At 72.2% G+C, this 25,239-nt stretch carries 25 protein-coding genes; 11 read left to right on the top strand and 14 right to left on the bottom strand.

Annotation, left to right across the window (positions count from 1 at the left end; genetic code table 11):
* Nucleotides 1-405 precede the first annotated feature (405 nt).
* Nucleotides 406-900 (top strand): FBP domain-containing protein, encoded by a 495-nt coding sequence (locus ABD169_RS15165; protein ID WP_344033466.1) that lies wholly within the window; start codon nucleotides 406-408, stop codon nucleotides 898-900.
* 25 nt (nucleotides 901-925) lie between these two features.
* Here the strand turns inward: ABD169_RS15165 and ABD169_RS15160 are convergent, their stop codons facing one another.
* The 5 genes from ABD169_RS15160 to ABD169_RS15140 form a co-directional block, all read right to left on the bottom strand.
* A complete protein-coding gene (locus ABD169_RS15160) occupies nucleotides 926-1,882 on the bottom strand; it encodes a diacylglycerol/lipid kinase family protein (protein ID WP_344033465.1) in 957 nt (318 codons plus the stop codon).
* An 85-nt stretch (nucleotides 1,883-1,967) separates the two neighbouring features.
* Complete coding sequence (locus ABD169_RS15155) at nucleotides 1,968-2,933, bottom strand: NUDIX hydrolase (protein WP_046454018.1); 966 nt, start codon at nucleotides 2,931-2,933, stop codon at nucleotides 1,968-1,970.
* Nucleotides 2,930-5,071, bottom strand: coding sequence for an RNA degradosome polyphosphate kinase (locus ABD169_RS15150; RefSeq protein WP_344033464.1), 2,142 nt, complete (start codon nucleotides 5,069-5,071; stop codon nucleotides 2,930-2,932). The genes ABD169_RS15155 and ABD169_RS15150 overlap by 4 nt, the downstream gene beginning before the upstream one ends.
* Nucleotides 5,072-5,113: 42 nt before the next feature.
* Entirely contained in the window at nucleotides 5,114-6,055 is a 942-nt protein-coding gene (gene mshD, locus ABD169_RS15145; RefSeq protein WP_344033463.1) for a mycothiol synthase, read from the bottom strand.
* Nucleotides 6,052-6,729 carry a winged helix-turn-helix domain-containing protein gene (locus ABD169_RS15140; protein ID WP_046454015.1) on the bottom strand — a complete coding sequence of 226 codons (678 nt, stop codon included), beginning with the start codon at nucleotides 6,727-6,729 and terminating at the stop codon, nucleotides 6,052-6,054. Before ABD169_RS15140 ends, mshD begins: the two co-directional genes overlap by 4 nt.
* Nucleotides 6,730-6,801: 72 nt before the next feature.
* Here ABD169_RS15140 and ABD169_RS15135 point away from each other — a divergent pair, with 72 nt between their 5' ends.
* The 3 genes from ABD169_RS15135 (at nucleotide 6,802) to ABD169_RS15125 (ending at nucleotide 9,108) form a co-directional block, all read left to right on the top strand.
* Nucleotides 6,802-7,083 carry a hypothetical protein gene (locus tag ABD169_RS15135; protein ID WP_231580762.1) on the top strand — a complete coding sequence of 94 codons (282 nt, stop codon included), beginning with the start codon at nucleotides 6,802-6,804 and terminating at the stop codon, nucleotides 7,081-7,083.
* 143 nt (nucleotides 7,084-7,226) lie between these two features.
* Nucleotides 7,227-8,336: a CAF17-like 4Fe-4S cluster assembly/insertion protein YgfZ gene (gene ygfZ / locus ABD169_RS15130; RefSeq protein WP_344033462.1), complete on the top strand. Its 1,110-nt coding sequence runs from the start codon at nucleotides 7,227-7,229 to the stop codon at nucleotides 8,334-8,336.
* A 31-nt stretch (nucleotides 8,337-8,367) separates the two neighbouring features.
* Complete coding sequence (locus tag ABD169_RS15125; RefSeq protein WP_046454012.1) at nucleotides 8,368-9,108, top strand: phosphoglyceromutase; 741 nt, start codon at nucleotides 8,368-8,370, stop codon at nucleotides 9,106-9,108.
* A gap of 92 nt (nucleotides 9,109-9,200) precedes the next feature.
* Here the strand turns inward: ABD169_RS15125 and ispF are convergent, their stop codons facing one another.
* The 3 genes from ispF to ABD169_RS15110 all read right to left on the bottom strand — a co-directional run bounded on the left by ispF (nucleotide 9,201) and on the right by ABD169_RS15110 (nucleotide 11,085).
* Nucleotides 9,201-9,668 carry a 2-C-methyl-D-erythritol 2,4-cyclodiphosphate synthase gene (gene ispF, locus ABD169_RS15120; RefSeq protein WP_046454011.1) on the bottom strand — a complete coding sequence of 156 codons (468 nt, stop codon included), beginning with the start codon at nucleotides 9,666-9,668 and terminating at the stop codon, nucleotides 9,201-9,203.
* Nucleotides 9,665-10,498: a 2-C-methyl-D-erythritol 4-phosphate cytidylyltransferase gene (ispD, locus tag ABD169_RS15115; protein ID WP_344033461.1), complete on the bottom strand. Its 834-nt coding sequence runs from the start codon at nucleotides 10,496-10,498 to the stop codon at nucleotides 9,665-9,667. Before ispD ends, ispF begins: the two co-directional genes overlap by 4 nt.
* 101 nt (nucleotides 10,499-10,599) lie before the next feature.
* Nucleotides 10,600-11,085 carry a CarD family transcriptional regulator gene (locus ABD169_RS15110; protein ID WP_046454009.1) on the bottom strand — a complete coding sequence of 162 codons (486 nt, stop codon included), beginning with the start codon at nucleotides 11,083-11,085 and terminating at the stop codon, nucleotides 10,600-10,602.
* A 159-nt stretch (nucleotides 11,086-11,244) separates the two neighbouring features.
* On the opposite strand from ABD169_RS15110, the gene ABD169_RS15105 reads away from it, so the two are divergent.
* Complete coding sequence (locus ABD169_RS15105) at nucleotides 11,245-11,805, top strand: DNA modification methylase (protein WP_344033460.1); 561 nt, start codon at nucleotides 11,245-11,247, stop codon at nucleotides 11,803-11,805.
* Between the two features lie 79 nt (nucleotides 11,806-11,884).
* On the opposite strand, the gene ABD169_RS15100 is transcribed toward ABD169_RS15105, so the two are convergent.
* The gene (locus tag ABD169_RS15100; protein ID WP_046453870.1) at nucleotides 11,885-12,577 is read right to left on the bottom strand and encodes a response regulator transcription factor; all 693 of its coding nucleotides are present in this window, start codon (nucleotides 12,575-12,577) and stop codon (nucleotides 11,885-11,887) included.
* Nucleotides 12,574-13,800 (bottom strand): sensor histidine kinase, encoded by a 1,227-nt coding sequence (locus ABD169_RS15095; protein WP_344033459.1) that lies wholly within the window; start codon nucleotides 13,798-13,800, stop codon nucleotides 12,574-12,576. Before ABD169_RS15095 ends, ABD169_RS15100 begins: the two co-directional genes overlap by 4 nt.
* A 158-nt stretch (nucleotides 13,801-13,958) precedes the next feature.
* Here ABD169_RS15095 and phoU point away from each other — a divergent pair, with 158 nt between their 5' ends.
* The 3 genes from phoU to rlmB are packed head-to-tail and all read left to right on the top strand — an operon-like array spanning nucleotide 13,959 to nucleotide 17,093.
* Complete coding sequence (gene phoU / locus ABD169_RS15090; RefSeq protein WP_046453868.1) at nucleotides 13,959-14,600, top strand: phosphate signaling complex protein PhoU; 642 nt, start codon at nucleotides 13,959-13,961, stop codon at nucleotides 14,598-14,600.
* Nucleotides 14,601-14,655: 55 nt separating this feature from the next.
* Nucleotides 14,656-16,086, top strand: coding sequence for a cysteine--tRNA ligase (cysS, locus tag ABD169_RS15085; protein ID WP_344033458.1), 1,431 nt, complete (start codon nucleotides 14,656-14,658; stop codon nucleotides 16,084-16,086).
* Nucleotides 16,083-17,093, top strand: coding sequence for a 23S rRNA (guanosine(2251)-2'-O)-methyltransferase RlmB (gene rlmB / locus ABD169_RS15080; protein ID WP_344033457.1), 1,011 nt, complete (start codon nucleotides 16,083-16,085; stop codon nucleotides 17,091-17,093). Before cysS ends, rlmB begins: the two co-directional genes overlap by 4 nt.
* 11 nt (nucleotides 17,094-17,104) lie before the next feature.
* Here rlmB and ABD169_RS15075 read toward each other — a convergent pair whose 3' ends face one another.
* On the bottom strand, nucleotides 17,105-17,566 hold the full coding sequence (locus ABD169_RS15075) for an Rv3235 family protein (protein ID WP_344033456.1): 462 nt from the start codon (nucleotides 17,564-17,566) through the stop codon (nucleotides 17,105-17,107).
* Nucleotides 17,567-17,797: 231 nt separating this feature from the next.
* Here ABD169_RS15075 and ABD169_RS15070 point away from each other — a divergent pair, with 231 nt between their 5' ends.
* Nucleotides 17,798-19,315: a sensor histidine kinase gene (locus ABD169_RS15070; RefSeq protein WP_344033455.1), complete on the top strand. Its 1,518-nt coding sequence runs from the start codon at nucleotides 17,798-17,800 to the stop codon at nucleotides 19,313-19,315.
* A gap of 69 nt (nucleotides 19,316-19,384) precedes the next feature.
* Here ABD169_RS15070 and ABD169_RS15065 read toward each other — a convergent pair whose 3' ends face one another.
* Together ABD169_RS15065 and ABD169_RS15060 are read right to left on the bottom strand one after the other, a co-directional pair.
* Nucleotides 19,385-19,882 carry a hypothetical protein gene (locus tag ABD169_RS15065; protein ID WP_344033454.1) on the bottom strand — a complete coding sequence of 166 codons (498 nt, stop codon included), beginning with the start codon at nucleotides 19,880-19,882 and terminating at the stop codon, nucleotides 19,385-19,387.
* Nucleotides 19,879-21,417, bottom strand: a complete 1,539-nt coding sequence (locus tag ABD169_RS15060) for a PspC domain-containing protein (protein WP_344033453.1) — start codon at nucleotides 21,415-21,417, stop codon at nucleotides 19,879-19,881. Before ABD169_RS15060 ends, ABD169_RS15065 begins: the two co-directional genes overlap by 4 nt.
* A gap of 114 nt (nucleotides 21,418-21,531) precedes the next feature.
* Here ABD169_RS15060 and ABD169_RS15055 point away from each other — a divergent pair, with 114 nt between their 5' ends.
* Complete coding sequence (locus ABD169_RS15055; RefSeq protein WP_344033452.1) at nucleotides 21,532-22,905, top strand: ATP-binding protein; 1,374 nt, start codon at nucleotides 21,532-21,534, stop codon at nucleotides 22,903-22,905.
* A complete protein-coding gene (locus tag ABD169_RS15050) occupies nucleotides 22,905-23,567 on the top strand; it encodes a LuxR C-terminal-related transcriptional regulator (RefSeq protein ID WP_046453782.1) in 663 nt (220 codons plus the stop codon). Before ABD169_RS15055 ends, ABD169_RS15050 begins: the two co-directional genes overlap by 1 nt.
* 18 nt (nucleotides 23,568-23,585) lie before the next feature.
* Here the strand turns inward: ABD169_RS15050 and ABD169_RS15045 are convergent, their stop codons facing one another.
* Nucleotides 23,586-25,226 (bottom strand): phospholipid carrier-dependent glycosyltransferase, encoded by a 1,641-nt coding sequence (locus tag ABD169_RS15045; RefSeq protein ID WP_344033451.1) that lies wholly within the window; start codon nucleotides 25,224-25,226, stop codon nucleotides 23,586-23,588.
* Between the last annotated feature and the right edge of the window lie 13 nt (nucleotides 25,227-25,239).

Here is a 25,239-nt window from a genome sequence, read left to right as displayed (position 1 = left end):
AAGGTAGGCAGCGCATGTGACGAGCGATCTGCCGTCGGGTGAACAGCAGGTGAACGCCCGTCGAGAGGCGCGTGATCCCGCGCGGTTTCCGGTGGTGCGGCGACCTGGACAACTTGCGGGGCGCACGTCCGCGGGAGCTGGGAACCGCGGACGGATCCTCGCCGGGCGAGCGGGGCCGCGGCTAGACTCGTGCCGTGATCATTCGGTTCGGCAGTGCCCTCGGGCGTACGGAGGTCCCCGTCGGCATCGCCGTCGGGGGCAGGTGAGGACCCCGCCCTCGCCGCCGTGCTCCGCGCGTGCGGCGATCTCGCCGAGCCAGAAAATCACTCGCCCCGCACGCGCGGGCGGCGCCGCTGACGCGCTGGTCGCCGCGACCGTGCCGGGCACGACCGAAAGCAGTCGATCATGCTTCCCCTGAACGAATCCACCATCCGCTCGTCGTTCGTCAACGCCTCCCGCAAGGAGACGAAGGACGCGGTGCTGCCCGACTTCCTCGACGCCGTCGCCTGGGACGCGCTCGATTTCCTCGGGTGGCGCGACCCGAAGTTCGCGAAGCGGGCCTACGTCGTGCTGCCGTCGCTCGACGGTGACCCGGTCGGGGTCGTGCTGCGCCAGGCCGATGCCGCGCCGCGGTCGCGCGCCATGTGCAGCTGGTGCCGCGACGTGCGCCTGCCGAACGACGTCGTCTTCTGGAGCGCCCGCCGGGTCGGCGAGGCCGGTCGTCGCGGTGCGACGGTGGGCACCCTCATCTGCCGCGACTTCGAGTGCTCGCACAACGTGCGCAACGATCCGCCGCCCGCCTACGAGGGCTACGACGTCGCCGCGGCGCGCGTGCAGCGCATCGACGAGCTGCGCCTCAAGGTCGCGGGTTTCGCCGACATGCTGGTGACCGGGCGCTGACGGCGGGGCCGCGGGGTCCCCGGAGTCAGGCGAGCAGTCGCAGGGCTCCGGGGGCGACCGAGACCTCGAAGGGGCCGACGCCGACCGGTTCCCCGTCGGCGTAGGCGATCTCGGACCCGGCCTCGATCCCGACCCGTTCGGCCCGCTCCATGCGCACCTCCGGCAGACGGGCGTGCCGACCGCGGGCCAGGACCCCGAGCACGCTCAGGAGCCGGACCGTGCTGCACGCGTCGACCATGAGCAGGTCGAGCGCGCCGTCGTCGGGTTCCGCCTGCGGCGTGAGCGGGATCCCGCCGCCGATCGCCCGGATGTTCATCACGGTCGCGAGGAGCCCCGTGAACGCGCGTCGGCCTGCCGGATCCTGGCCGGCGTCGGCGCTCCGGCTCCACCGCACCGAGAAGGCGCGGGGCGCGATGGCGAGCACCTCGACGATGAGCGCGAGGTGGTAGCGGAACGGGCCGAGGGGCAGTCGGATCGCGTTCGCGCGGCGGTTCACCGCCGCGTCGAAGCCGACGGACAGACCTCCGGCGAACCAGTGCTCGCGCTTCTGCCCGGGCCGTTCGGGGTCGGGCAGAAGCACCACGCCGAGGTCGACCGCTCGCGGCGCCGATTCCGCGGCGAGGATCCGCGCGACTGCGGCGACGGGGTCGTGCGGGAGCCCGAACTGCCGGGCGAAGTCGTTGCCGCTGCCCGCCGGTACGATCCCCAGCGGAAGCCGACGCGCCTCGGGGACCTGGAGGACGAGGCCGAGGATCCCGTCGCCGCCGACGAGCACGAGGCCGCGCAGTCCGGTGCCGGTCGCGGCGCGCAGCTGCTCCCGGCAGTGGGCAGCGTCGCGCCCCGAGATCGGGACCACCCGCACGCCTCGCGCGGCGAGCGCGCGCGCCGTGCGCACGGCGGCGCGCTTGCCCCGGCCGAGCGCCGAGAACGGGTTCACGACGAGCCCGAAGGGGAGGTCGTCATCGACGCCGTCGGTGTTCATCGCCCCAGAGTATTCGATGAAGCGCCTGTGGTGCGGCCGGATGCGCCCGAGTCGCAGGCGCACGAGGCGCCGGGCTCCGGTCCGCTCAGTGCCGAACCGGGTAGACCTCGACGCCGAGGATCCCGGCACCGGGGTGGGTGCGCGAGAAGTGGAAGACCGAGAAGCCGCCCGGGGGCAGCGCCGCGGCCTCCTGCAGGTAATCGCCGGGCAGGCTGCCGGTGGCCAGCGCGAGCTCGCGCGCGACATCGGGCAGCACGGGCCGGTGGGTGCAGATGATCGTGTTCTTGCCCTTGCGCACGACCTTGCCGACGATGCTGCGGAGCTCGTCGGTGCTGCCGGCGTCCCACGCCTCCTGGCTGAGGCCCTCGTGCACGCGGACCGTCTTGCGCAGGTGGTGCGCGAGCGGAGCGACCGTGCGCATGCAGCGCTCGGCGTTCGACGAGAGGATCCGCTTGGGTCCGAACGAGTCGAGCATGGCGATCAGGTTCTCGGCCTGGTCCTCGCCGGCGTCGGCGAGCGGGCGGGTGCGGTCCTCGGGGAACATCGCACTGCGGGGCTCGGCCTTCGCGTGCCGCAGCAGGATCACCGAGAAGGTCTCAGTGGCGTCGCGATCCGCGAAGCGCTGGAACACGTCGAGGATCTCGCGGTCGGCGGGGTAGCTCAGCCGCTTGCGCGCCTTGCTCAGCGGCACCCACTCGAGCGCCGCGACCTCCTTGTTGGGGCGGAACGTCGACGCCTGCACGGCCTGCTCGGTCACCTCGGCGGCCCAGTACTGCACGGTCTTCTCGCCGTTGCCGGGCATCCGGTAGTGGATCGTGCCCAGGTTCGCGCCGAGCCGCACGGTGAGGCCCGTCTCCTCGTGCGTCTCGCGCACCGCGGCCTGCGGCATGCTCTCGCCGGGATCCAGCTTGCCCTTGGGGAACGACACGTCGCGCTGCTTGGTGCGGTGGATGAGCAGCACCATGAGCTGCTCGCGGCCGTCGGAGCGCACGACCCGACGCCAGCACACCGTGCCCGCCGCGAGGATCGGGTTCGGCGCCGCAGCGCTCATCGGGCTCCCCGGCTCCGCGCCTCGGCGCGATCCACCATCACGAGGTCCTGCAGATCGGGCAGGGGCTCGCCCTCCTCGCTGACCACGCGGCGCGACCAGCTGCCGTCGGGCAGCATGCGCCACGACGAGACCTCGTCGCTGAACGCGAACGAGAAGAAGCGGTCGATGCGGGCGAGGTGCTCGCGGTCGAGCAGGCGCACGAGGACCTCGATGCGGCGGTCGAGGTTGCGGTGCATAAGGTCGGCGCTGCCGATGTAGACCTCGCGGTCGCCCGCGTTCTCGAACGCGTAGATGCGCGAGTGCTCGAGGTATCGGCCGAGCACCGAGCGCACCCGGATGTTCTCGGACAGCCCGGGGACCCCCGCGCGGATCGAGCAGATGCCGCGCACCCAGATCTCGATCGGTACACCGGCGCGACTGGCGCGGTAGAGCGCGTCGATGATCGACTCGTCGACCATCGAGTTGGCCTTGAGCTTGATGCCGCTCGGGCGCCCGGCGCGCGCGTGCTCGGCCTCGCGCTCGATGCGGTCGAGCAGGCCCTGGCGGAGCTGCAGCGGGGCGACGAGCAGCCGGTCGTACTGCGTCTCGATCGCGTAGCCCGAGAGCACGTTGAAGAGGCGGGTCACGTCGCGGCCGACCTCGTCGGAGGACGTGAACAGGCCGAAGTCCTCGTAGATGCGGCTGGTCTTCGGGTTGTAGTTGCCGGTGCCGATGTGGCAGTAGTGTCGCAGGCGGCCCTGCTCCTCGCGGATCACGTGCACGAGCTTGCAGTGGGTCTTGAGACCGACGAGGCCGTAGACCACGTGCACGCCCGCCTGCTCGAGCTTGCGGGCCCACGTGATGTTGGCCTCCTCGTCGAAGCGGGCCTTGATCTCGACGAGCGCGAGCACCTGCTTGCCGGCCTCGGCCGCCTTGATGAGCGAGGCGACGATGGGGCTGTCGCCCGAGGTGCGGTAGAGGGTCTGCTTGATGGCGAGCACGTCCGGGTCGGTCGCGGCCTGCTCGACGAACGCCTGCACGCTGGTCGCGAACGACTCGTAGGGGTGGTGCACGAGCACCTCGCGGCGCGCGATCGCCCGGAACACGTCGGGCTTGTCGCTCGGGGTGTTGGGGCGGAACTGCGGGTGGGTCACCGGGATGTGCGGGGTGAACTTGAGATCCGGGCGCTCGATCCGGGTCACGGCGAACAGACCGCCGAGGTCGAGCGGCGCGGGCAGCGTGTAGACCTGCTCCTCGTCGATGTCGAACTCGCGCACCAGCAGGTCGAGGGTTGCCTCGTCCATGTCGTCCGAGATCTCGAGGCGGATCGGCGGGCCGAAGCGGCGGCGCAGCAGCTCCTTCTCGAGCGCCTGGATCAGGTTCTCGGTCTCGTCCTCCTCGATCTCCACGTCCTCGTTGCGGGTCACGCGGAACACGTGGTGATCGATCACCTCCATGCCGGGGAAGAGGCCGTCGAGCTGATTCGCGATGAGCTCCTCGAGCGAGATGAAGCGCACGTCCTCGGCGGACTCGCGGCGATCGACGCGCACGTACCGGGGGATCATCTGCGGCACCTTGAGGCGCGCGAACTCGACCTTGTCGGTGCGCGGGTTGCGCACCCGGATCGACAGGTTGAGCGCGCGGCCCGAGATGTAGGGGAACGGGTGCGCCGGGTCGACCGCGAGCGGCATGAGCACGGGGTAGATGTGCTGCTCGTAGTACTCGGTGAGGATCGCGTGATCGGCGTCGTCGAGCGTGTCCCAGTCGACGATCTTGACCCCGGCCTCGGCGAGCCCGGGCTGCACCTGCTCGGCGAAGCAGCGCGCGTGGCGCAGCTGCAGCTCGTAAGCGGTCCGGTTGATCTCGGCGAGCACCTCGGTCGGCGCGCGGCCGACGTTGGTGGGGACCGCGAGGCCCGTGACGATGCGGCGCTTCAGGCCCGCGACGCGCACCATGAAGAACTCGTCGAGATTCGACGCGAAGATCGCGAGGAAGTTCGCCCGCTCGAGCAGCGGCACGGTCGGATCCTCGGCGAGCTCGAGCACGCGCTGGTTGAAGGCGAGCCAGCTGAGCTCGCGATCGAGATACCGGTCGGCCGGCAGGTCGTCGGTCTCGGCGTGCAGGATCGCGTCCGTCTGGTGGCGGGTGTCGTCGCTCATGCTCCCCATTCTGTCACTCGGGGTCGGCCGGGCACCCGCCGTTCACGAGGAGTTCTCCGCGGTGTCGCCCGGCGTCGCGCGGCGCAGCCACTGCCGGCTCTCGCGCTCGAGCGCGAAGCCGGCCCGTTCGTAGAGGCGGATCGCGCGCTCGTTGGTGCCGTCGACGTAGAGGGAGACCCGGTGCGGGCGGTGCGCGGCCATGCGCGCGAGGGTCGCGTCGAGCAGCGCGCGGCCGAGCCCGCGGCCGGCGTACGCCGGATCGACGCCGAGCACGTACAGCTCGCACTCGACCTCGCCGCCGCCGCGCACGGTCTTGACCCACGCGAAGCCTGCGAGGGGCGCTCCCGGAAGCGACGCGTCGGCGGCCAGCAGCACGTCGTCGGCCGCGAACCAGGGCTCGCGCGCGAGCAACGCGAAGTCGTCCGCGGTCATGGCGCCCTGCTCGGGGTGGTCGGCGAAGGCGCGGGCGTTGACGCGGACCCGCTCGGCGAGCTGGGCCGCGTCGGCGGGATCGGTCGCCGGGCTCGCGAACCCCGCGGCGCGGATCGGTGCGGCGGGGTCGGGGGAGTCCTGGGGAAGGCGCGCGGGATCGAGCGTCATCAGGTGGAGCGAGCGGACCGGCGCGAACCCGGCCGCGCCCAGCAGCGCCTCTGCCGCGGGGTTCGAGCCGTGCACCCAGGCGCGCAGCTCGCCGCTCGCTTCGGGCAGCTCCAGCAGTTCGGCGAGCGCCGCGGTCGCGACGCCGCGACCGCGCGCATCGGGGCGCACCACGAGGTCGAGCTCGCCGGCACCCACGATGCCGACCGCCTCCGGAGACGTCTCGGGATCCGCGCCGAACGCGAGCACCCGGCGATGCCCCTGCGCGGCACCGGCGACGGCCTGGTCCGAGACGGGGGCGGCGCCGTCGGCGCGCTCGGCCGCGTCGAGCAGTGCGCGCACCGCGGCCCAGCCGCCCGCGGATCCCGGATCGATCTCGGTGCTCATTCGCCGTCCTCCGTGTCCTGCGGTTCGCGCGCGAAGCCGTAGCCCACGCCCCGCACCGTGCCGATGAGCGAGTCGTGCTCGCCGAGCTTCGCGCGCAGCCGGCGCACGTGCACGTCGACCGTGCGCGTGCCGCCGAAGTAGTCGGTGCCCCAGACGTCGCTGAGCAGCTGCTCGCGCGTGAACACGCGCCCGGGGTGCGCGGCGAGGAAGTGCAGCAGCTCGAACTCCTTGTAGGTGAGATCGAGCGGTCGGTCGTGCAGGCGCGCGGTGAACGTCTCCTCATCGATGCGGAGGCCGGTGGCGCCCGTCTCGGCAGTGCCCGCCCCGCGCCGCTGCGCGCGCTCGCAGGCGAGGCGCAGGCGCAGGTCGATCTCGGCGGGGGAGGCGGTCGGCAGCAGTACGTCGTCGACGCCCCACTCGGTCGTGACGGCGGTGAGCGTGGACTCCGCGATGACGAGCAGCACCGGGGTCGCGGTGCTCGACGCGAGGGCCTGCCCGGCGCTGCGCGCGAGCCGCGGGTGCTGGGTGCCGTCGATGAGCACGGCGTCGGACCGTGACGCGAGGCTCGGGCTCGGCTCGATCGACAGCGGTGCCGCGCGCAGCTCGTGGGCCAGCAGCTCCACGCCCGGGAGCGCGTCGGCCGGGTCCTGGTCGGCGAGGCAGAGCAGCTGCATCGGTGCGCTCCCCTCTGCCGCGGCGATCGAGACCCCTCCATCCTAGGCGGAGCGCTGTGCCACAATGGCCGGGTGAGCGACACCGACGAAGTGCATTCCTGGCACCTGCCGAGGCTGATCATCGCCTGGGCCGTCGCCGCCGTCATCGGCGTGCTCGTGACCGTGCTGGAGCACGACGCCGAGCAGCGCTTCGCCTGGCTCGCGCTCGCCATCGGGGCGAGCACGCTCGTCACCTTCGCCCTGCAGCTCGGCACCGCTCAGCGCGAGGGGTTCATCACGCGCACCGCGTTCAGCGTCGCGGGCTCGGTGGTGGTCATCGCGGTGATCGACCTCATCGGCCTGCTCGTCGGCTGAGGGGCTCCTCCGCGCTGGTAGCATGGGGCCATGCTCGCTCTCGAACTCTTCTTCCTCGGACTGCTCGGCCTGGCTTCGCTCTCCATCGCGTGGGTGGCCGGCACCGTCGTCTACAAGCTGTTCAAGGGTCAGCGCTAGGCCGCGTGCCCAGCAGCTTCCTGCGACTTCCCGGCGCCGTCGAGGCGTCGGAATCCGGCGTCGCCGCGCACTACGGAGCCCCGCTCATCGAGCAGCGGGCGCTCGAGGCCGGTGACGCGATCGTCGATCTCGGCCATCACGAGGTCCTCACCGTCTCGGGTCCCGATCGCCTGAGCTGGGTGCACTCGTTCACGAGCCAGAGCCTCATCGGCCTGCGCCCGGGCGAGTCCGCCGAGACCCTGCTGCTCGATCCCAACGGGCGCATCGAGCAGCCCATCCGCGTCGTCGACGTCGGGGAGCGGCTCTGGCTGCTCGTCGATCCCGGTCGCGGCGCCGATCTGCTGGCCTTCCTGCTCCGCATGCGCTTCGCGCTGCGCGTCGAGATCGAGGATCGCAGCGCCGACTTCGCGACCGTGCTCGCCATGGGCGACGGCCCCGCGGCGTCCGCGATCGACGAGCTCGGCATCGCCGCGGCCGTGTGGCGCGATCCGTGGGGCGAGCTCGCGCACGGCGGCGCGCAGTACGCGGGTCGGCACCCCGGCGAGGGCTGGAACGCGATCCGCTTCGTCGTGCCGCGCGCCGAGCTCGAACGCGTCGCCGCGCTCATCGACGGCACCGCGATCCGCGCGGCCGGGCTCTCCGCGCTCGACGCGCTCGAGATCCGTGCGGCGCGTCCGTCCGCTGCGGAGCTCGACGAGCGGGCGATCCCGCACGAGTTCGACTGGCTGCGATCCGCCGTGCACCTGAACAAGGGCTGCTACCGCGGGCAGGAGACGGTGGCGAAGGTGCACAACCTCGGCCACCCGCCGCGGCGCCTCGTACTGCTGCACCTCGACGGTTCCGCCGGCGAACTGCCCGAGGGCGGCGCGCTCGTCTTCCGCGCGGGCGAGTCCGACGAAGCCGAGGCGCGACCGGTCGGCCGGGTGACCCGGGCGGGCCTGCACCACGAGTGGGGCGGGATCGCGCTCGCGCTGCTCAAGCGCTCGGTCCCCGAGGACGCGGCGCTCGAGGTCCGGATCGGCGAGGGGCCGGAATCGGTCGCGGCCGCGCAGGAGACGATCGTCCCCGCGGACGCCGGCGCGACGCGCGGCGTTCCCCGTCTGCCGCGCATCTGAATCCGGTCGCGCGCTCGCCTAGACTTGGGGCATGACGAACACGCTGATCCTGCTTCGCCACGGCCAGAGCGAATGGAACCAGAAGAACCTGTTCACCGGCTGGGTCGATGTGCGGCTCACCGAGCAGGGCCGCGGCGAAGCCGCGCGCGCCGGTGAACTGCTCGCCGAGGCGGGGCTGCTGCCCGACGTGCTGCACACCTCCGTGCTCAGCCGCGCGATCCAGACCGCGAACCTCGCGCTCGAGAGCGCCGACCGCATGTGGGTCCCGGTGCGTCGCTCCTGGCGCCTCAACGAGCGCCACTACGGCGCTCTGCAGGGGCTCGACAAGGCCGAGACGCTGCAGAAGTACGGCGAGGAGCAGTTCATGGAGTGGCGTCGCTCCTTCGACACCCCGCCGCCCGTGCTCGACGACGCGAGCGAGTGGTCGCAGGCGAACGATCCCCGCTACGACGGCATCGACGGCGAGAAGCCGCGCACCGAGTGCCTGAAGGACGTCATCGAGCGGATGGTCCCGTACTGGGAGAACGCGATCGTGCCCGATCTGAACGCGGGCAACACCGTGCTCGTCACGGCGCACGGCAACTCGCTGCGCGCGCTCGTCAAGCACCTCGAGGGCATCTCCGACGACGACATCGCGGGTCTCAACATCCCGACGGGCATGCCGCTCGTCTACGAGATCGACGACGCGGGCCGCCCGACCGGTCCCGGCCGCTACCTCGACCCCGAGGCCGCCGCCGCCGGCGCCGCCGCGGTCGCCAGCCAGGGCCGCTGACCGTACGCATCGACCGGGTCGCGGTCGCGCTCTCCGTCTGAGGAAGCGCGACCCCGGCCCGGTCCGCTGCGTTCCGGGCCTGTCGGCCCGAGTCAGTCGCGCTCGATGAGGGCGGTCGCGATCGCCGCGATCCCCTCGCCGCGACCGGTGAAGCCGAGGCCGTCGCTCGTCGTGGCGCCGAGGCTCACGGGTGCGCCGACGAGCGCGCTCATGCGCGCCTCGGCCTCGGCCCGCCGCGGCGCGAACTTGGGCCGGTTGCCGACGATCTGCACGGAGATGTTGACCGGGCGCCAGCCCTCGGCCCCGAGGCGATCGAGCGCGAGGCGCACGAAGCCGGTGCTGTCGGCGTTCTCGGTGCCGGGCAGATCCACGCCGACGAGGCCGCCGATGTCGCCGAGGCCTGCGGCCGAGAGCAGCGCGTCGACGACGGCGTGGCACGCGACGTCCCCGTCGCTGTGCCCCGAGAGCCCGGGTTCGCCCGGCCAGTCGAGGCCCGCGAGTCGCAGGGGCGCATCCGGAGCGTAGGCGTGCGCGTCGACGCCCGTGCCGACGCGGATCATCGCGCGCCCGCGGCGCCCGCGGCGTGTGCGGCGTGCGCGCCGTCTGCCGCGCCGTCGAGCGCGGCCAGCAGCGCCCCGAGGATCGCCCGATCCTCGGGGGTCGTGAGCTTGTGGGCGCGCTGCTCGCCGACGACCGTGCGCACGGTTCCGCCGGCGCGCTGCACGACCTCGGCGTCGTCGGTCGGCGGCGCCTCCTGTCGCGCCGGATCGCCGTCCTGCAGCTGCGCGGTCGCGTGCGCGGCGGCGAGCAGCTCGCGCGGGAAGCCCTGCGGCGTCTGCACCGCGACGAGGGCGGAGCGATCCACCGTCTCGCGCACGATGCCGTCGGCGCCGACCCGCTTCAGGGTGTCGGCGACGGGCAGCGCGGGCACCACCGCGGATCCGGTCCGCAGCACCTCGGCGGCGACGCGATCGAACAGCTCCGGGCTCGCGAACGGGCGGGCCGCATCGTGCACGAGCACCGTCGTCACCGAGTCGGGCAGCGCGTCGAGCCCGAACCGGACCGATTCGTGGCGCTCACGCCCGCCGGGGACGACCGCGGTCGACCAGGTGCAGTCGTCGGGGAGCGCGGCATCGAGCAGCTCGAGCGCCTCGGCGGCGCGGTCGGCCGGCACGACCACGGCGATGTGCCCGGCGTGGGGGAGCGCGGTCACCGCTCGGAGCGCGTGCTCGAGCAGGGTGCGTCCGCCGATCTCGACGAAGGCCTTGGGCACTCCCGCGCCGAGCCGGGTGCCGTTGCCGGCGCCGACGAGCACCACACCGAGACTGCCGATGGGGTGCGGGGTGCCGCCGGTCCCGGGGTGCTCGTTCGCGAGCGGTGAGCGTTCCATGGGGTCAGGGTACCGCGCGGGGGTCCTCCCGGGCTCGGGTCCGCCCGGAAACGCAGAACGCCCCGCTCGGAGCGGGGCGTTCTGCGTTCGACGGGGCGGACCTAGGAGGCCAGCACCTCGTCGAGCATCTCGGATGCCTTGTCCTCGTCGGTCTTCTCGGCGAGCGCGAGCTCGGAGACGAGGATCTGCCGGGCCTTGGCCAGCATGCGCTTCTCGCCGGCGGACAGCGAGCGGACCTCTTGGTCGCGGCGCCACAGGTCGCGCACGACCTCGGACACCTTGATGACGTCGCCCGAGGCGAGCTTCTCGAGGTTCGCCTTGTACCGGCGGGACCAGTTGGTGGGCTCCTCGGTGAACGGGGCGCGCAGGACCTCGAAGACCTGCTCGAGGCCCTCCTGGTCGATGACGTCGCGGACGCCGACCAGATCGCAGTTCTCTGCAGGCACCTCGATGGTCAGGTCGCCCTGGTTTACCTGGAGCTTGAGGAAGAGCTTCTCTTCGCCGCCCAGTTTGCGCGTCTTGACCTCGATGATCTTGGCCGCGCCGTGATGGGGATAGACGACAGTCTCTCCGACCTCAAATTGCATGGAGTGGCTCCTTCGTGTTCCAACCTCTAGAATACCACACCGACATACCGCTAGTAAGGGCAGCCTAAGCTGCATCGAGTTGCGAGCTGGCGGTAGGATGGTTCCAAACTGCTCGCGGAGCGGGCAGGGACTCGACCACCATCGCTTCGGAGGATCTCCTTGAAGATTCGGATCGCCTCATCCATCGCCCTCGCGGCGGCGCTCACCCTCGGCGCGACCGGCTGCAGCCTGATCGCGGCGCAGGACACGCTGATCCAGTACGCGCCGAGCGACGGGGTCGACGCCAACGTCAACGGCGTCGAGGTGCGCAACCTCATGCTGGTCGCCGACGAGAGCGGCGAGCAGCAGAACGTCGTCTTCACCGGCATCAACGCCGGCGAGAAGGCGCAGCAGCTGACCATCTCGTTCATGGCCGACGGCCAGCAGGTCGCCACCTCCGAGTTCGAGGTGCCCGCGGGCACCACCAAGTTCGGCGATCCCGAGGGCGAGCAGACCCCGGTGCTCGTGAAGATCCCCGAGGCGAAGGCCGGCACGCTCGTCGACGCCTACCTGTCGACCCCCGGCTCGGCCGAGGTGCAGCATCGGGTGCCCGTGCTCGACGGCTCGCTCAAGGAATACCGTCCCTACGTGCTGACGGCGGAGCAGATCGCGAAGTTCTCGGCCCCCGCCGAGAAGGCCGCCGACGCGAAGTCCGGCGCGGAGTCGACTCCCGCCAACTGACGCTCCCGCGCGAACGACGGAGGGCCCGCAGGCGATGCCTGCGGGCCCTCCGTCGTTCGCGGCCCGGGGCCGGGAACGCTCAGGCGAAGCGGTAGCCGACGCCGCGGACCGTCGTGACGATCGTGGGATCGGACGGCACCGGCTCGATCCGGGAACGGATCCGCTTGATGTGCACATCGAGCGTCTTGGTGTCGCCGTAGTAGTTGCTGCCCCACACGCGGTCGATGAGCTGGCCGCGGGTGAGTACCCGCCCGGAATGCCGCATGAGCAGTTCGAGCAGCTCGAACTCGCGCAGGGGCATCGAGATCTCCTCGCCCCGCACCGAGACGGTGTGGCGCTCGGTGTCGAGGCGCACCCCGAGCTCCTCGAGCACGCCCTCCTCGGCCTCTTCCTCCTCCGGCTCGCCGGCGTGGCCGCGGCGCAGGGCCGCGCGGACGCGGGCCAGCAGTTCGCGGGTCGAGTAGGGCTTCGTGATGTAGTCGTCGGCGCCGAGCTCGAGGCCCACGACGATATCGATCTCGCTGTCCTTCGCGGTCAGCATGATGATCGGCACCTGCGAGCGAGCGCGGATCGATCGGCAGACCTCGGTCCCGGGCAGGCCCGGCAGCATGAGATCGAGCAGCACCAGCTCGAACTGCTCCTCGGGGAAGACGCGGATCGCCTCCGAGCCGTCGGCGACGACCCGGACCCGGTAGCCCTCGCGTTCGAGCAGGAACGCGAGCGGTTGCGAGATCGATTCCTCGTCCTCGACCAGCAGGATGCGCTGACTCACGCCGTGACCTCTTTCTTCCGCGATGCGGAGGCTTGCTTCTGGATCTTCTTGGTCTTCGCCGAGCCTCGGGCCTTCTTCGCCTTCTTCGACTTCGGGTCCTCGCCGAGGTCGACGAGCGGGAAGGTCAGGCTGAAGCTGGATCCCACGCCCGGCTGCGACCAGACCTCGATGTCCCCGCCGTGCGAGCGCATGGTGTGCCGGGCGATGCTCAGGCCGAGGCCGGTGCCGCCGCCCGCGCGGCTGCGCGAAGCGTCCACCCGATAGAAGCGCTCGAAGATGCGGGGGAGGAGCTCGGCGGGGATGCCGTCCCCCTGGTCGGTGACGGTCACGACGCAGGCGCGTTCGGTGACCTCCATGCCGACGCCGACCCGACCCCCGTCGGGGGAGTGGCGGATGGCGTTGCTCAGCAGGTTGGCGATGGCGACGCCGAGCGACGCCTGCCGGCCGAGGGTGACGAGATCGCCGAGTTCGGCGGGGGGCTCGGTGACGACGAGCTCGACGCCGTGCTGCTCGGCGTAGGTGCGGTGGGCGTCCACCTCGGATCGCACGAGGCCCCGGAGCGGCACCGGCTCCCGGTCCTCGGGCTGCACGGTGCCCTGAGCCTCGGAGAGCTGGATGATGTCCCGCGAGAGGTTGCCGAGGCGCTGCGACTCCTTCATCAGGGTCTGCGCGAAGCCGCGCACCCGATCGGGCTCGTCCGCGGCCTCGTGCACGGCCTCCGAGAGCAGGCTGATCGCCGCGATGGGCGTCTTGAGCTCGTGGCTGACGTTCGCGATGAAGTCGCGGCGCATGGCGTTGACGCGCTGCTCCTCGCCGAGGTCCTCGGCGATCACCACGAGGAATCGGCGCTGGATCCGGAACAGGTGCACGCGCACGGTGTCCGCCGTGTCGTCCGCGGCCGGCTGCCGGGTCTCGGTCATGCCCGTCGACATCACGCGCCGGGCCTGGGTCAGGAAGTCCTGCTCGCGCAGCTGCTCGCCGGTGATCCGGGCGTCGTCGCGGGCGGCCGGGTTCGCGTACACGGGAGAGAGGGAGGAATCGAGGATCACTGCGAAGCTGTCATGCTCGTTCAGGATCTCGACCGCGACCTCGGGGAGCTCGGGGCGCAAAGCGGCGGCTCGTCGACGGCCGGCTGAGCGCGCGGCGGTGATCGTCGCCGTGACCAGGACTCCGATGAGGATCCCCAGGCCGATGGAGGCGAGCACGAGCAGAGTCGGGGTCATGGCACCCATGGTATTCGGCGGCGATCGACCGGAGCCCCGTGTTCAACTCCTGTTTACCTGAGGGCCGGGAGGCGTTCACGGCCGTGAGGAACACTGATGCCGTAACGTTGCGTGCGACGCGCCCTCTCGGCGCGCCGGAGGAAAGGGAACCGTTCGATATGCGTGAAGTCTTCCAGCAGGAGCTGCGCGAGGTGCAGGACCGCCTCGTGGAGATCGCTGAGCTCGTGAAGGACGCGATCCAGCAGGCGACCACCGCCTTCGGGAACTCCGACGTCGCTCTCGCGGAGCAGGTCATCGACAGCAGCGAGGCGGTCGAGGAGCAGGCGGGTGCGCTCGACGAGCTCACCATCGACATCCTCGCCCGGCAGCAGCCCGTCGCCTCCGACCTCCGCCTCATGGTGGGTGCGCTGCGCATGAGCGCCTCGCTCGAGCGCATGGCGGACCTCGCCCAGCACATCGCCCAGCTGGCGCGCTACCGCTACCCCGAGAGCGCGATCCCCAAGGGACTGAAGAAGACCTTCGTGCGCATGGGCGAGCTCGACGTGCTCATGGCCGAGAAGCTCGTCGAGCTGCTCCGCAACCAGGATCCGGCCACGATCGACGTGATCCGCGACCTGGACGACGACATCGACGAGCTGCACGCCAAGGTGTTCGAGAAGGTGCTCAGCGACAAGCTGCAGGCCGACCCGACCGGCGTCGTGGACGCGACCCTCGCGAGCCGCTACCACGAGCGCTTCGGCGATCACGCGGTGCACATCTCGAAGCAGATGAACTTCTTCCTGCGCGGAGAGCTCGAGTAGGCGGGATCGGCGTCACAGGGGGCGATCGCCCCTGACGAGGCCGTAGACTCGAAGGATGCAACAGCGGATCTACGACTCACGGACCCAGGACGTCGTCGACTTCGTCCCGCGTAATGCGGGCCGGGTCGGACTCTACGTCTGCGGGCCGACCGTGCAGTCCGCGCCGCACATCGGCCACTTGCGCAGTGCGCTCGTGTACGACCAGATGCGGCGGTGGTTCGAGGCGAGCGGCCTCGAGGTCTCGCTGATCCGCAACGTCACCGACATCGACGACAAGATCCTCGACAACGCCCGCATCGCGCGCGAGGCCGGCGGATCCGAGGAGTGGTGGGCGCTGGCCTACCGGGTCGAGCGCGACTTCACCGCCGCGTACGACGCGATCGGCGTGCTGCCGCCCACCTACGAGCCGCGCGCGACCGCGAACATCCGCGAGATGGTCGAGCTGATCGAGCTGCTGATCGAGCGCGGCCATGCCTACCGCGCGGCCGACGGCTCGGCGAGCGTCTACTTCGACACCGCGAGCTGGCCGGAGTACGGCGCGCTCACGCGGCAGCGCCGTGAGCAGATGGAGGACGCCGCGGACTCGGAGCCGGTGGGCAAGCGGGATCCCCGCGACTTCGCCCTCTGGAAGGCGTCGCGCGATTCGGAGCCGGCGACCGCTTCGTGGCCGTCCCCGTGGGGCGCCGGGCGCCCGGGCTGGCACATCGAGTGCTCGGCCATGGCGACCCGCTATCTCGGTACCGAGTTCGACATCCACGGTGGCGGGCTCGACCTGCGCTTCCCGCACCACGAGAACGAGCTGGCGCAGTCGTCGGCCGCGGGGCACGGCTTCGCGCGGCACTGGATCCACAACGGCCTTGTGAACACCGGCGGCCAGAAGATGTCGAAGTCGCTCGGTAACTCGCTCTTCGCCCATGATCTGCTCGCTCAGACGCGGCCGATCGTGCTGCGCTACTTCCTCGGCTCGGCCCACTACCGCTCGGTGCTCGAGTTCTCGGAGACCTCGCTGACCGAGGCCGCCGCGGCGTTCGAGCGGATCGAGGGCTTCGTGGCGCGCGCGACTGAGCGCTCGGGAGCCACGCCGGAGCCGGGTGCGCTGCCGCAGGCGTTCGTTGATGCGATGCTCGACGACTTCGCGGTGCCGCAGGCACTCGCGGCGCTGCACGAGGCCGTGCGCGCGGGCAACACCGCGATCGACGCCGGTGACGCCGAGGGGCTGCGCATGCGCGCGGGCGAAGTCGTCGCCATGCTGCGCGTGCTCGGACTCGACCCGGCCGACCCGGTCTGGCGCGCGGGCGCCGCAGCGGGTGCGGGCGCGGACGCCGAGGGCGTGCTCGACGCGCTCGTCGGCGCACTGATCGAGCAGCGCGCGGAGGCGCGCGCCAACAAGGACTTCGCTACGAGCGACGCGATCCGCGACCGGCTGCAGGCCGCGGGCATCGCACTCGAAGATCGTCAGAACGGAACGGGCTGGAGCCTCGCATGAGCAACAAGAGTGGGCGCGCAGGCGCCGTACGCAAGAAGAGCCGCGGCAAGGCCGTCGGATCGGGCGGTCAGGGCCGTCAGGCGTTGGAGGGTCGCAAGCCGACCCCCAAGGCGGAGGATCGCCCCTACCACCCGGCGGGCAAGGCCAAGGCCGCGCGCGAGCGCCTGAACGCGGCGCGCGACCGCCACGGCAACCGCGGCGGCGGCTCGGGCGAGCGCGCGCAGCGCTCGAACCGCAAGCCGGTCGACACCGAGCTCGTCACGGGCCGCAACGCGGTGCTCGAGGCGCTGCGCACCAAGACTCCGGCGACCGCGCTCTACGTCGCGGCCAAGGTCGAGATGGACGACCGCATGCGCGAGATCCTCGGCCTGGCCGTCGGGCGCGGGGTTCCCGTGCTCGAGGTGATGCGCGCCGAGCTCGACCGCATGACCATGCGCGACACGGTGCACCAGGGCGTGCTGCTCAAGGTGCCGCCCTACGAGTACGCGCACCCGCTCGAGGTGCTCGACCAGGTCGAGGAGCGCGGCGAGAACCCGCTGCTCGTCGCGCTCGACGGGGTCACGGACCCGCGCAACCTGGGCGCGATCATCCGCTCGGTCGCCGCGTTCGGCGGCCAGGGCGTCATCGTGCCGCAGCGTCGCTCGGTCGGCCTGAACGCCGCAGCGTGGAAAACCTCCGCGGGTGCCGCGGCGCGCGTGCCCGTGGCGATGGCCACGAACCTCACGCGCACCCTCAAGGACCTGAAGAAGCGCGGCGTCTTCGTGATCGGCCTCGACGGCGGCGGCGATGTCGAGCTGCCCGGTCTCGAGCTCGCGGATCGCCCCGTGGTGCTCGTGGTGGGCAGCGAGGGCGAGGGGCTGTCGCGACTCGTCACCGAGACCTGCGACGTGATCGTGTCGGTGCCGATCTCGGCCGCGACGGAGTCGCTCAACGCGGGCATCGCGGCGAGCGTCACCCTCTACGAGGTCTCGAAGCTCCGCGCCGCGCGCGCGGCCGTCTCCGAGTAGGCTCCGGCGGTTCACAGCACCGTCAGCGAGGTCGCGATCCAGCGTCTGCGCAGGTACTCGAGGCGCATCGGCACCGCGTAGGCGCGCACCGCCGTGTGCAGCGTGACGGACGCTTCCGCCACGTTCGGACGGGGTCTCGTGATGTGCGCGGGGCCGGCCTCGGGCACCGAGCGGCGCTGGTCGCCGAGCACGCGGCGTCGCTCCTCGTGCATCGCGCGGAGCCGTTCGAGGCGCCGCGCCACGAGCGGGGTGATCCACGGGCCCAGCTGCGCGGCGGTTCGCGTGCCGTCGATGATCTCGAACGCGCGGACCGCCAGGTTCCGCACCAGGCGGGGCGGCGGTTCCGGGATGTCGTCGGGTACCGGATCCTGCGGCTTCGGCCACTGCAGGTGGTGCTCGGAGTGCTGCGGTCGCCGATGACGGTGCGGGGGCGAGTGCTGATGGGTGCGCGAGCGCATGCGGGTGTCGGGCACGGGATCCTCTCGAAACTGGACGGACGTCCCCCACAGACCCCGGACCCGATCCGCATCGCCTGGCGGCGTGCGATCGGATGACTTCCACCCTAGAAAACCGGATCAATCGACGGTCAAGCGCGTTCGGGCAGCGGGTTCCGAAGCCTCCGGCATCTGCGCCCTGTTCTCGGCGTCGCCCGGCCGCCGTCGCCGGCGTTCCGGGGGCGCCGCGCGAAACGTTAGGCTGATCCCGTGTCGACGCTGCAGAACCTCGCCGAGAAGTACTCGAACCTCAGTCAGGAGGAGATCGAGTGGCTCGATCTGCTCGTGCTCGACTGGCCGTTGCTCGCCGACCTGGCGCTCGGCGACGTCGTGCTCTGGGCTCCGACCGACGCCGGCGAGTACCTCGCCGTCGCGCACAGCCGACCCGCCGGATCTGTCACCCTCTTCTACCGCGATGTGATCGGCGACTTCCTGCGCCCCGACTGGCGCGACCTCGTCGATGAGGCGATGACCACGCGCACGCCAGTGGTGTCGACCTCGCCGGCCTGGTACGAGGAGAACCCGATGAACCTCACCGCGTTCTCGGTGAGCCGACGGGACGAGCAGGGGCGGTTGCAGGGCCCCTTCGCGGTCGTCACGCTGCACACGAGCAGCGCCGACCAGCAGAGCGCCTCGCGCATCGGCGCTGCCTTCCGCGAGTGCGCCGAAGACCTCTTCGCGATGATCCAGCACGGGCTCTTCCCCTCGCCCGGCACCACCAAGGGCCGCGAGCGCGGCGCCCCCCGCGCTGCCGACGGCCTCGTGCGCATCGCGCCCGACGGCGAGGTCACCTTCGCGAGCCCCAACACCCAGACCACCCTGACGCTGCTCGGCTTCCGCGACGAGCTCGAAGGCGAGAAGCTGAGCGAGGTGCTCGCCGAGCTGCTCAAGGGCCAGTTCGATACGAACGAGTCCCTGCCGCTCATCCTGCAGGGCAAGATCGCGAAGCGCGCCGACATCGAGGCGCGCGGTCGTGTCGTCACGCTCCGGTCCATCCCGGTGATCCGCGACGGCGAGCGTGCCGGCGGCATCCTCCTGACCCGCGATGTGACCGACCTGCGCCAGCAGGAGCAGGAGCTCATCACCAAGGACGCGACGATCCGCGAGATCCACCACCGGGTCAAGAACAACCTGCAGACCGTGGCCTCGCTGCTGCGGGTGCAGGCCCGTCGCGCACGCAGCGAGGAGGCCAAGGAGGTGCTCGGCCAGGCCATGCGCCGCGTCGCCGCCATCGCGGTCGTGCACGACACGCTGTCGACGGGCCTCTCGCAGATCGTCGACTTCGACGTGGTCTTCGACCGAGTGCTCGGCCTGGCGGCCGAGGTCGCGAGCCTGCACGGCACCACGGTGCACCCGAGCAAGGAGGGCAAGTTCGGCGAGCTGCCCTCGGAGTACGCGACGCCGCTCGCGCTGGCCCTCACCGAGGTCGTCACCAACGCGGTCGAGCACGGCCTCGCGGGTCGCGAGGGCGAGGTCATCATCCGGGCCGACCGCACCGACGACCGGCTCGCGGTCGAGGTCATCGACACCGGATCCGGCCTGCCCGACGGACGTGTCGGCGACGGCCTCGGCACGCAGATCGTGCGCACCCTCATCGAGGGCGAGCTCGGCGGATCGATCTCGTGGGGTTCCGATGCCCGGGGCGGTACCCGGGTCGCGATCGAGGTGCCGCTGCACTGGATCCGCACCGACACTCGCGAGATCCCGCGGATCAGCACCACCGCGTAGGCGCCGTACGTCGAAATGCCCCGTGCCGCGGTCGTGGACCGCGGCACGGGGCATCTCCGTCTCGGGTGCTCAGCCCCTGCGTCGAGCGCGGGCGTTCCGGGCGAGGATCCCGGCGCTGACGCCGAGCAGCAGGACGCCGAGGCCGAGCACGGTGCCCGAGATCCACACGGCCGGATCGACGGTGCCCGGAGCGAGGGACATCTGGACCACGAAGGCGCAGAACGCGAGGATCAGCGATCCCCACACGATGGGGCCGGTGCGCACCCGGCGGCGCGGCTCGAACGACTGCGCCTGGGGGAACGGCCGGGTCTGCTGAGCCTGCTCGGCCTGCGGAGCGTGCGGCGCAGCCTGCTCTGCGGTCTGCGGGGGGATCGTCGAGTCCCGCGGCTCCGCGCCGGGCGCTGCCGACTCCGGCCCCGCCTCCGGCTGCGGAACGGTCGGCGCTGCTGCGGGATCGTCCGCGGTGGAAACCACCGGATCCTCGGAGCGAGCGGCACCGTCGCCGGTGTCGACGTTGACGTCTGCGTCCGCGGGGTCGATCGGTGCGGACGGGTCCTGGGCGTTCATCGGGTGCCTCTCTGGTTCGATGCCGACGAATCGACGACGGTGACGTTCCCGCCGAGCACGCGGACGGTCACGCGGGTGGTGGGGCCGGGCTCGCCGGCACCCGTCTCGATCGTGCGGGCCACCAGCGGGCCGGACTGCTTGAAGTCGATGCCGTCCCGCTGCTCGGTGATGTTGCCCGCCCCGACCTCGACGCGCACTCGCGCGGGTCGATCCGTGGGCGCCTGCACCTTGGCGTTGCCGGCGAGCACCCAGACCTCGTAGTCCTCGCCGGCCTGCCGCGAATCGAGCGCGCCGAGGTCGAGCACGGTGGTTCCCGCGAGCATGACCGTCGCGGGTGCCTCAGCACCGGCGTCGAGGTGCCCGAAGGGCTGGAACCGGCTGCCCCAGGGCAGCACCGCGGCGACCAGGACCGCGACGACGCCGCAGGCGGAGAGGAACCCGATCCAGCCGGTGCGGCGGCCGCGGATCCCGGCGACGACGAGCGAGAGTGCGAGGACGACGAGCGCCGCGACCATCGAGGCGAGCAGGGCGCCCGCGGTATCGCCCGGGATGTGCGAGGCGCCGAGCGCCTGCGTCTGCTGCGCCCACAGCGCCGTGGCGCCGGCGGCGAGCAGGGCGAGCGCGAGGGTGAGCACGGTGTGCACGGGGCCGAGGCGCGTGGCGCGCTGCTCGGCGCGGTGCTGAGCGGTCCAGGCCGCGGACCGTGCGTTGACGTCGGAGGTCCACTCGTCGGCGCGCTTGCCCGCGCGCTCGCCCCAGGCGTTCGCCCGCTCGCTGAACTGCTGGCCCCAGGCCTCGGCGCGTTCGCCGGTGCGCTGGCCCCAGGCCTCGGCACGGTCGGCGAAGTCCCGGGTCTGCTGACCGAAGGAGGCCGTCGGATCCTGCGGAGCTCCGGCGGCGCCGGGCTGCGCGGGGTCACCGGGCTGCGACGGCTGTCCGGGCGCGCCGGGCGTGCCCGGGGCGCGGCGGCCGCCGCCGAACGCTCGGCTCAGCCACACGATGCCGAGCACGATGATCGCGACCCAGCAGAGCCAGGCGATCGTGCCCGAGAGCCAACCCGGGATTCCGAGGGCGCCCCAGAGATCCCAATGCCAGATGCCGAGGTTCGGCACTCCGGCGACGGAGGGGACGAGGAGTCCGATGACGACCGGGATGAAGACGAGCGTCGCGAGGATGATCGTGACGGTCAGCATCCCGGCCGAGGCTCGCCCCCGGAAGACCTCCTCCAGGTGGATGCGGCCGAGGGAGTCGGGCAGCAGGAGCCAGCCGGCGAGGTAGAGCAGGATCCCCGGCCCGCCGAGCAGCGCGAGCACCACGAAGATGCCGCGCACGATCAGCGGGTCGATGCCGAAGCGTGCCGCGAGGCCCGAGGCGACGCCGGTGAACCAGCGGTCGTCGCTGCGCTGCACCCGGAGACCGCGGATCCAGTCGAAGAAGCCCGCACCGAAGGGGCGCCCGCCCGGGGCGCCTGCGGGGCCGGGGTTCGCGGGGCCGGAGCCGCCGGGAGCACCGGGAGGGGGAGTCGTTTCGTTCATGCTTCGAGTCTGGCTCCGGCCCGGGCGCCGCGGCTATGGGGGATCACCCTGAGCCGACCCCCATTCCGCACCCCGAGCACCCCGGTTCCCGGCTCCGGGTGCTTGGATGGAGGCATGGACCGCCCCGCTCTCACGAGACCCGACGACGGCCGCCTGCTCGCGGGCGTCTGCGCCGGGCTCGCGGCGCACCTCGGCGTCCCGGTCGCGGGCGTGCGGATCGTGTTCGCCGCCCTGCTGCTCGCGAGCGGCGCGGGCGGGATCCTCTACCTGTGGTTCTGGGCGACCGTGCCCCGGGTCGGATCCGACGAGGGGATCCTCCCGATGCGGCGCGTACTGACGCGTCCCGCCGCGCAACCGGCGGCAGGGTCGGGACCCTCCGCGCCGAACGCCGAGGCCGCGACTGCGTCCGTATCCGTGCCGGCGAAGGCCACCGTCCCGGCGCGGCCGACCGCCCGGGCGGCGGCCTCGGCTCCTGCCGCGGAACGCGAAACGTCGGCGCCCGCGCGCGAGCCGAGTGCGCGGCGGCCGATCGCCGAGATCGTGCTCGGCGCGAGCCTGCTGATCGCGGGCCTCGCGCTCGTGCTCACGCAGCTGGGAGTCGACCTGCGGCTCGAGGTGATCCTGCCGGGCCTCGCGGTGCTGGTCGGTGTCGGCCTCGCCTGGTGGCAGATCGCCGATCGGGATCGGCCCGAACGCAACCAGGTGCCGCGGGTGCTCGGCGCGCTCGCCCTGGTCGCCGTCGGCGTGCTCATGTTCTTCGTCACGGCCAAGCAGCCCAGCGCCTGGACCGTCATCGCCGCGGCGATCGCGGTGCTCATCGGCGTCGCGCTCGCCATCGCGCCGTGGGTGCTCCGGGTCAACCGCGAGCTGATCGCCGAGCGTTCCGGCCGCGCCCGCGAGGCCGAGCGCGCCGAGATCGCCGCCCACCTGCACGACTCCGTGCTGCAAACGCTGGCCCTGATCCAGCAGCGCTCGGAGCCGGGCAGCGAGGTCGCGCGCATCGCCCGAGGGCAGGAGCGCGAGCTGCGGGAGTGGCTGTTCCGCTCGGCCGACGGTGGCGGCCCCGACGAGCGCACCGAGATCGCGGCCTCGCTGCGCACGCACGCGACGGTGCTCGAAGCGGATCACCCCGTGCGATTCGAACTCGTCGTGGTCGGCTCCGGCGGCGTCGCACCGGACCCGATCGTGGCGGCGGCGAAGGAAGCGATGCTCAACGCGGCCAGGCACGCCGGAGGCGAGGCGACCGTCTACATCGAGACGGGGCAGGATCGGGTCTCGGTCGACGTGACCGACCGCGGTCCAGGCCTCGATCCCGACGCGCTGCCCGAGGGCCGCATGGGCGTGCGCGAATCGATCCTGGGACGTATGGAGCGCGCGGGCGGCGCCGCTCGGATCGTGCCGGGGCCGGGCGGCACCGGCACCTCCGTGCGACTCGCGATGCCGATGGCCGCCGCGCAGGACGACACGAACGAGAGGGCGGAACGCTGATGGACACGCAGGAGCAGGCGATCCGGGTGGTGATCGTCGACGACCACCAGATCTTCCGCACGGGACTCCGCGCCGAGCTCGGACCGGAGCTCGAGGTGATCGGGGAGGCCGCCGACGTCGATGCGGCGGTCGGGATCATCGAACGGGAGCGCCCCGAGGTGGTGCTGCTCGACGTGCACCTCCCGGGCGGCGCCGGCGGCGGAGGCGCCGAGGTGCTGCGGCGCACGGCCGGGATCTCGGGCGTGCGCTGCCTGGCGCTCAGCGTGTCGGACGCGGCCGACGACGTCGTCAGCGTGATCCGCGCCGGTGCGCGCGGCTACCTCACGAAGACGGCCTCGGGCGCGGAGGTGACCGCCGCTGTCGTGCGGGTCCGGGGCGGCGACGCGGTGTTCTCGCCGAGGCTCGCGGGTTTCGTGCTCGACGCCTTCGGCGCCGGGACGGGGGAGACGGCGCTGGCCGATGACGAGCTCGACCGGCTGTCGGCCCGCGAGCAGGAGGTCATGCGGATGATCGCGCGCGGCTACGCCTACAAGGAGGTCGCGGCCGAGCTGTTCCTCTCGGTCAAGACGGTCGAGACCCACGTGTCGAACGTGCTGCGCAAGCTGCAGCTGTCGAACCGGCACGAGCTCACCGCCTGGGCGCTCAGCCGCCGGCTGCTGTAGCGGTCGACCGCGCCCGCCTCAGTCCCAGCCGGGCAGCCAGCGGTGCGACTGCCAGAACCACTCCGTCATCGGGATCCCCGACCACACGGGGAAGAAGAACGCGGCGAGAGCGAGCGCGAACCCCAGCACGAGCGCGACGGTCAACCGGCGCCCGAGCAGCGACTCCCGGCTGCCGTCGAGCCGCATGCCGCGAGCCGACGTGCGCTCCGAGCGGATCGGGATCCCCCACAGCATGCCGAGCACCAGGGCGAGACCGATCGCCGAGAACGGGGTCAGTACGACGGCGTAGAACTCGAACACGGCGCTGCGTTTCACCGTGACCAGCCACGGCAGCCAGCCCGAGGCGTAGCCGACGAGCACGAAGGCGGCCGCCGGCATCAGCGGGCTCGCGACGAGCGAACGGGCGATGCGATGGCGCGGTGCCGGGGGCGCGAACGAGGGCTCCGCCGCGGGCCTGACGCGGGCCGCTCGGGCGGCGAGCCGCCCTGCGGCCCGGACCGGGCTGGCGACGCCGATCGCGGTGCGGAGCACGAGCCAGATCAGCACGAGCAGCGCGAGGACCCCGCCCCAGGTGACGATGATGTTCGGAAGCGGCGACACCACCGAGACGCATCCGCCGGCCCACGGGCAGGAGGCCCCCTGCGGGATCTGCTGCAGGTACATCGCCGTCGGCCGGAGGTCGAGCGGCCAGGTGATGGGGTGCGAGGCGTAGGGGTGCGGGGCTGAGAGCGATCCGTGCCAGGCGAGCATGTCGGAGTGGTACCGGAGCAGGTCCGCCCACCAGGATCCCTTCGGGGTGCGGTCCCAGCCGCCCGGCGTCACGATCCAGCCGATCCAGGTCGCGAGGTACGCGATGACGGCGGCGGGCAGCGCGATCAGCCCCGTGATGAAGGCCTGCGCGAGCGCGTCGAGCAGGGGGGTCCTCGCGCCCAGCCGGAGGCGGCGCAGCAGATCCTGCACGACCACGAGCACGAGGAACGCCGCGAGCGGGTAGAGCCCGGACCACTTGATCCCCGCGGCGGCCCCGAAGGCGAGCCCCGCCGCCAGCAGCCACGGTCGACGCCAGACCAGCGGGGCGAAGCGGGCACCGCTCAGCGCGGATTCGCGCAGCACGCGCCCCGTCTGCTCGTGGTCCCGCCACATGAACAGCGCGCCGAGCGCGATCGCGAGCGCCAGGAAACCGTCGAGCAGGCTGACCCGGCTGAGCACCACGTGCACGCCGTCGAGCGCGAGCAGCAGGCCCGCGATGCAGGCGATCGCGATGCTGCGGCTCATGCGCCAGGCCAGGCGCATCGTCACCCCGACCGTCGCCACGCCGGCGACCGCGGCCGAGATGCGCCAGCCCCAGCCGTTGTCGGGGCCGAACAGCAGCACGCCCAGTCCGATCAGCCACTTGCCGAGCGGCGGGTGCACGGCGTTCGACGCGGCATCGGTGAACGCGTGCGCGTTCGCCGAGGTGAGCGCGGGGTCGTCGTTCGGCCAGGTGGTCGGATATCCGTGCGCGAGCTGGCTGATCGCGTCGCGCACGTAGTAGAGCTCGTCGAAGACGAGGCTGCCGGGGCGGGCGAGCGCCCAGAGGCGCAGCGCCGCCGCGAGCAGCAGCACGAGCACGGGCGCCAGCCGGCGCAACCGGAAGAGAAGCCGCTCGGTGCTCGACATGGTTCCACCCTAC

The organism is Leucobacter iarius (genome assembly GCF_039530105.1).
GTDB lineage: Bacteria > Actinomycetota > Actinomycetes > Actinomycetales > Microbacteriaceae > Leucobacter > Leucobacter iarius.
This window is presented reverse-complemented; position numbering and strand designations above follow the sequence as displayed.

Excerpts from the sequence above, each read along its gene's own strand:
- ABD169_RS15045 (WP_344033451.1), bottom strand. The coding sequence starts at position 25,226 with ATGTCGAGCACCGAGCGGCTTCTCTTCCGGTTGCGCCGGCTGGCGCCC.
- ABD169_RS15140 (WP_046454015.1), bottom strand. The coding sequence starts at position 6,729 with ATGCAGCTGCTCTGCCTCGCCGACCAGGACCCGGCCGACGCGCTCCCG.
- ABD169_RS15110 (WP_046454009.1), bottom strand. The coding sequence starts at position 11,085 with ATGCAATTTGAGGTCGGAGAGACTGTCGTCTATCCCCATCACGGCGCG.
- ABD169_RS15165 (WP_344033466.1), top strand. The coding sequence starts at position 406 with ATGCTTCCCCTGAACGAATCCACCATCCGCTCGTCGTTCGTCAACGCC.
- mshD (WP_344033463.1), bottom strand. The coding sequence starts at position 6,055 with ATGAGCACCGAGATCGATCCGGGATCCGCGGGCGGCTGGGCCGCGGTG.
- phoU (WP_046453868.1), top strand. The coding sequence starts at position 13,959 with ATGCGTGAAGTCTTCCAGCAGGAGCTGCGCGAGGTGCAGGACCGCCTC.
- ABD169_RS15065 (WP_344033454.1), bottom strand. The coding sequence starts at position 19,882 with ATGAACGCCCAGGACCCGTCCGCACCGATCGACCCCGCGGACGCAGAC.
- ABD169_RS15055 (WP_344033452.1), top strand. The coding sequence starts at position 21,532 with ATGGACCGCCCCGCTCTCACGAGACCCGACGACGGCCGCCTGCTCGCG.
- cysS (WP_344033458.1), top strand. The coding sequence starts at position 14,656 with ATGCAACAGCGGATCTACGACTCACGGACCCAGGACGTCGTCGACTTC.
- ABD169_RS15150 (WP_344033464.1), bottom strand. The coding sequence starts at position 5,071 with ATGAGCGACGACACCCGCCACCAGACGGACGCGATCCTGCACGCCGAG.
- ABD169_RS15095 (WP_344033459.1), bottom strand. The coding sequence starts at position 13,800 with ATGACCCCGACTCTGCTCGTGCTCGCCTCCATCGGCCTGGGGATCCTC.
- ispF (WP_046454011.1), bottom strand. The coding sequence starts at position 9,668 with ATGATCCGCGTCGGCACGGGCGTCGACGCGCACGCCTACGCTCCGGAT.
- rlmB (WP_344033457.1), top strand. The coding sequence starts at position 16,083 with ATGAGCAACAAGAGTGGGCGCGCAGGCGCCGTACGCAAGAAGAGCCGC.
- ABD169_RS15160 (WP_344033465.1), bottom strand. The coding sequence starts at position 1,882 with ATGAACACCGACGGCGTCGATGACGACCTCCCCTTCGGGCTCGTCGTG.
- ABD169_RS15060 (WP_344033453.1), bottom strand. The coding sequence starts at position 21,417 with ATGAACGAAACGACTCCCCCTCCCGGTGCTCCCGGCGGCTCCGGCCCC.
- ABD169_RS15155 (WP_046454018.1), bottom strand. The coding sequence starts at position 2,933 with ATGAGCGCTGCGGCGCCGAACCCGATCCTCGCGGCGGGCACGGTGTGC.
- ABD169_RS15125 (WP_046454012.1), top strand. The coding sequence starts at position 8,368 with ATGACGAACACGCTGATCCTGCTTCGCCACGGCCAGAGCGAATGGAAC.
- ABD169_RS15050 (WP_046453782.1), top strand. The coding sequence starts at position 22,905 with ATGGACACGCAGGAGCAGGCGATCCGGGTGGTGATCGTCGACGACCAC.
- ispD (WP_344033461.1), bottom strand. The coding sequence starts at position 10,498 with ATGGAACGCTCACCGCTCGCGAACGAGCACCCCGGGACCGGCGGCACC.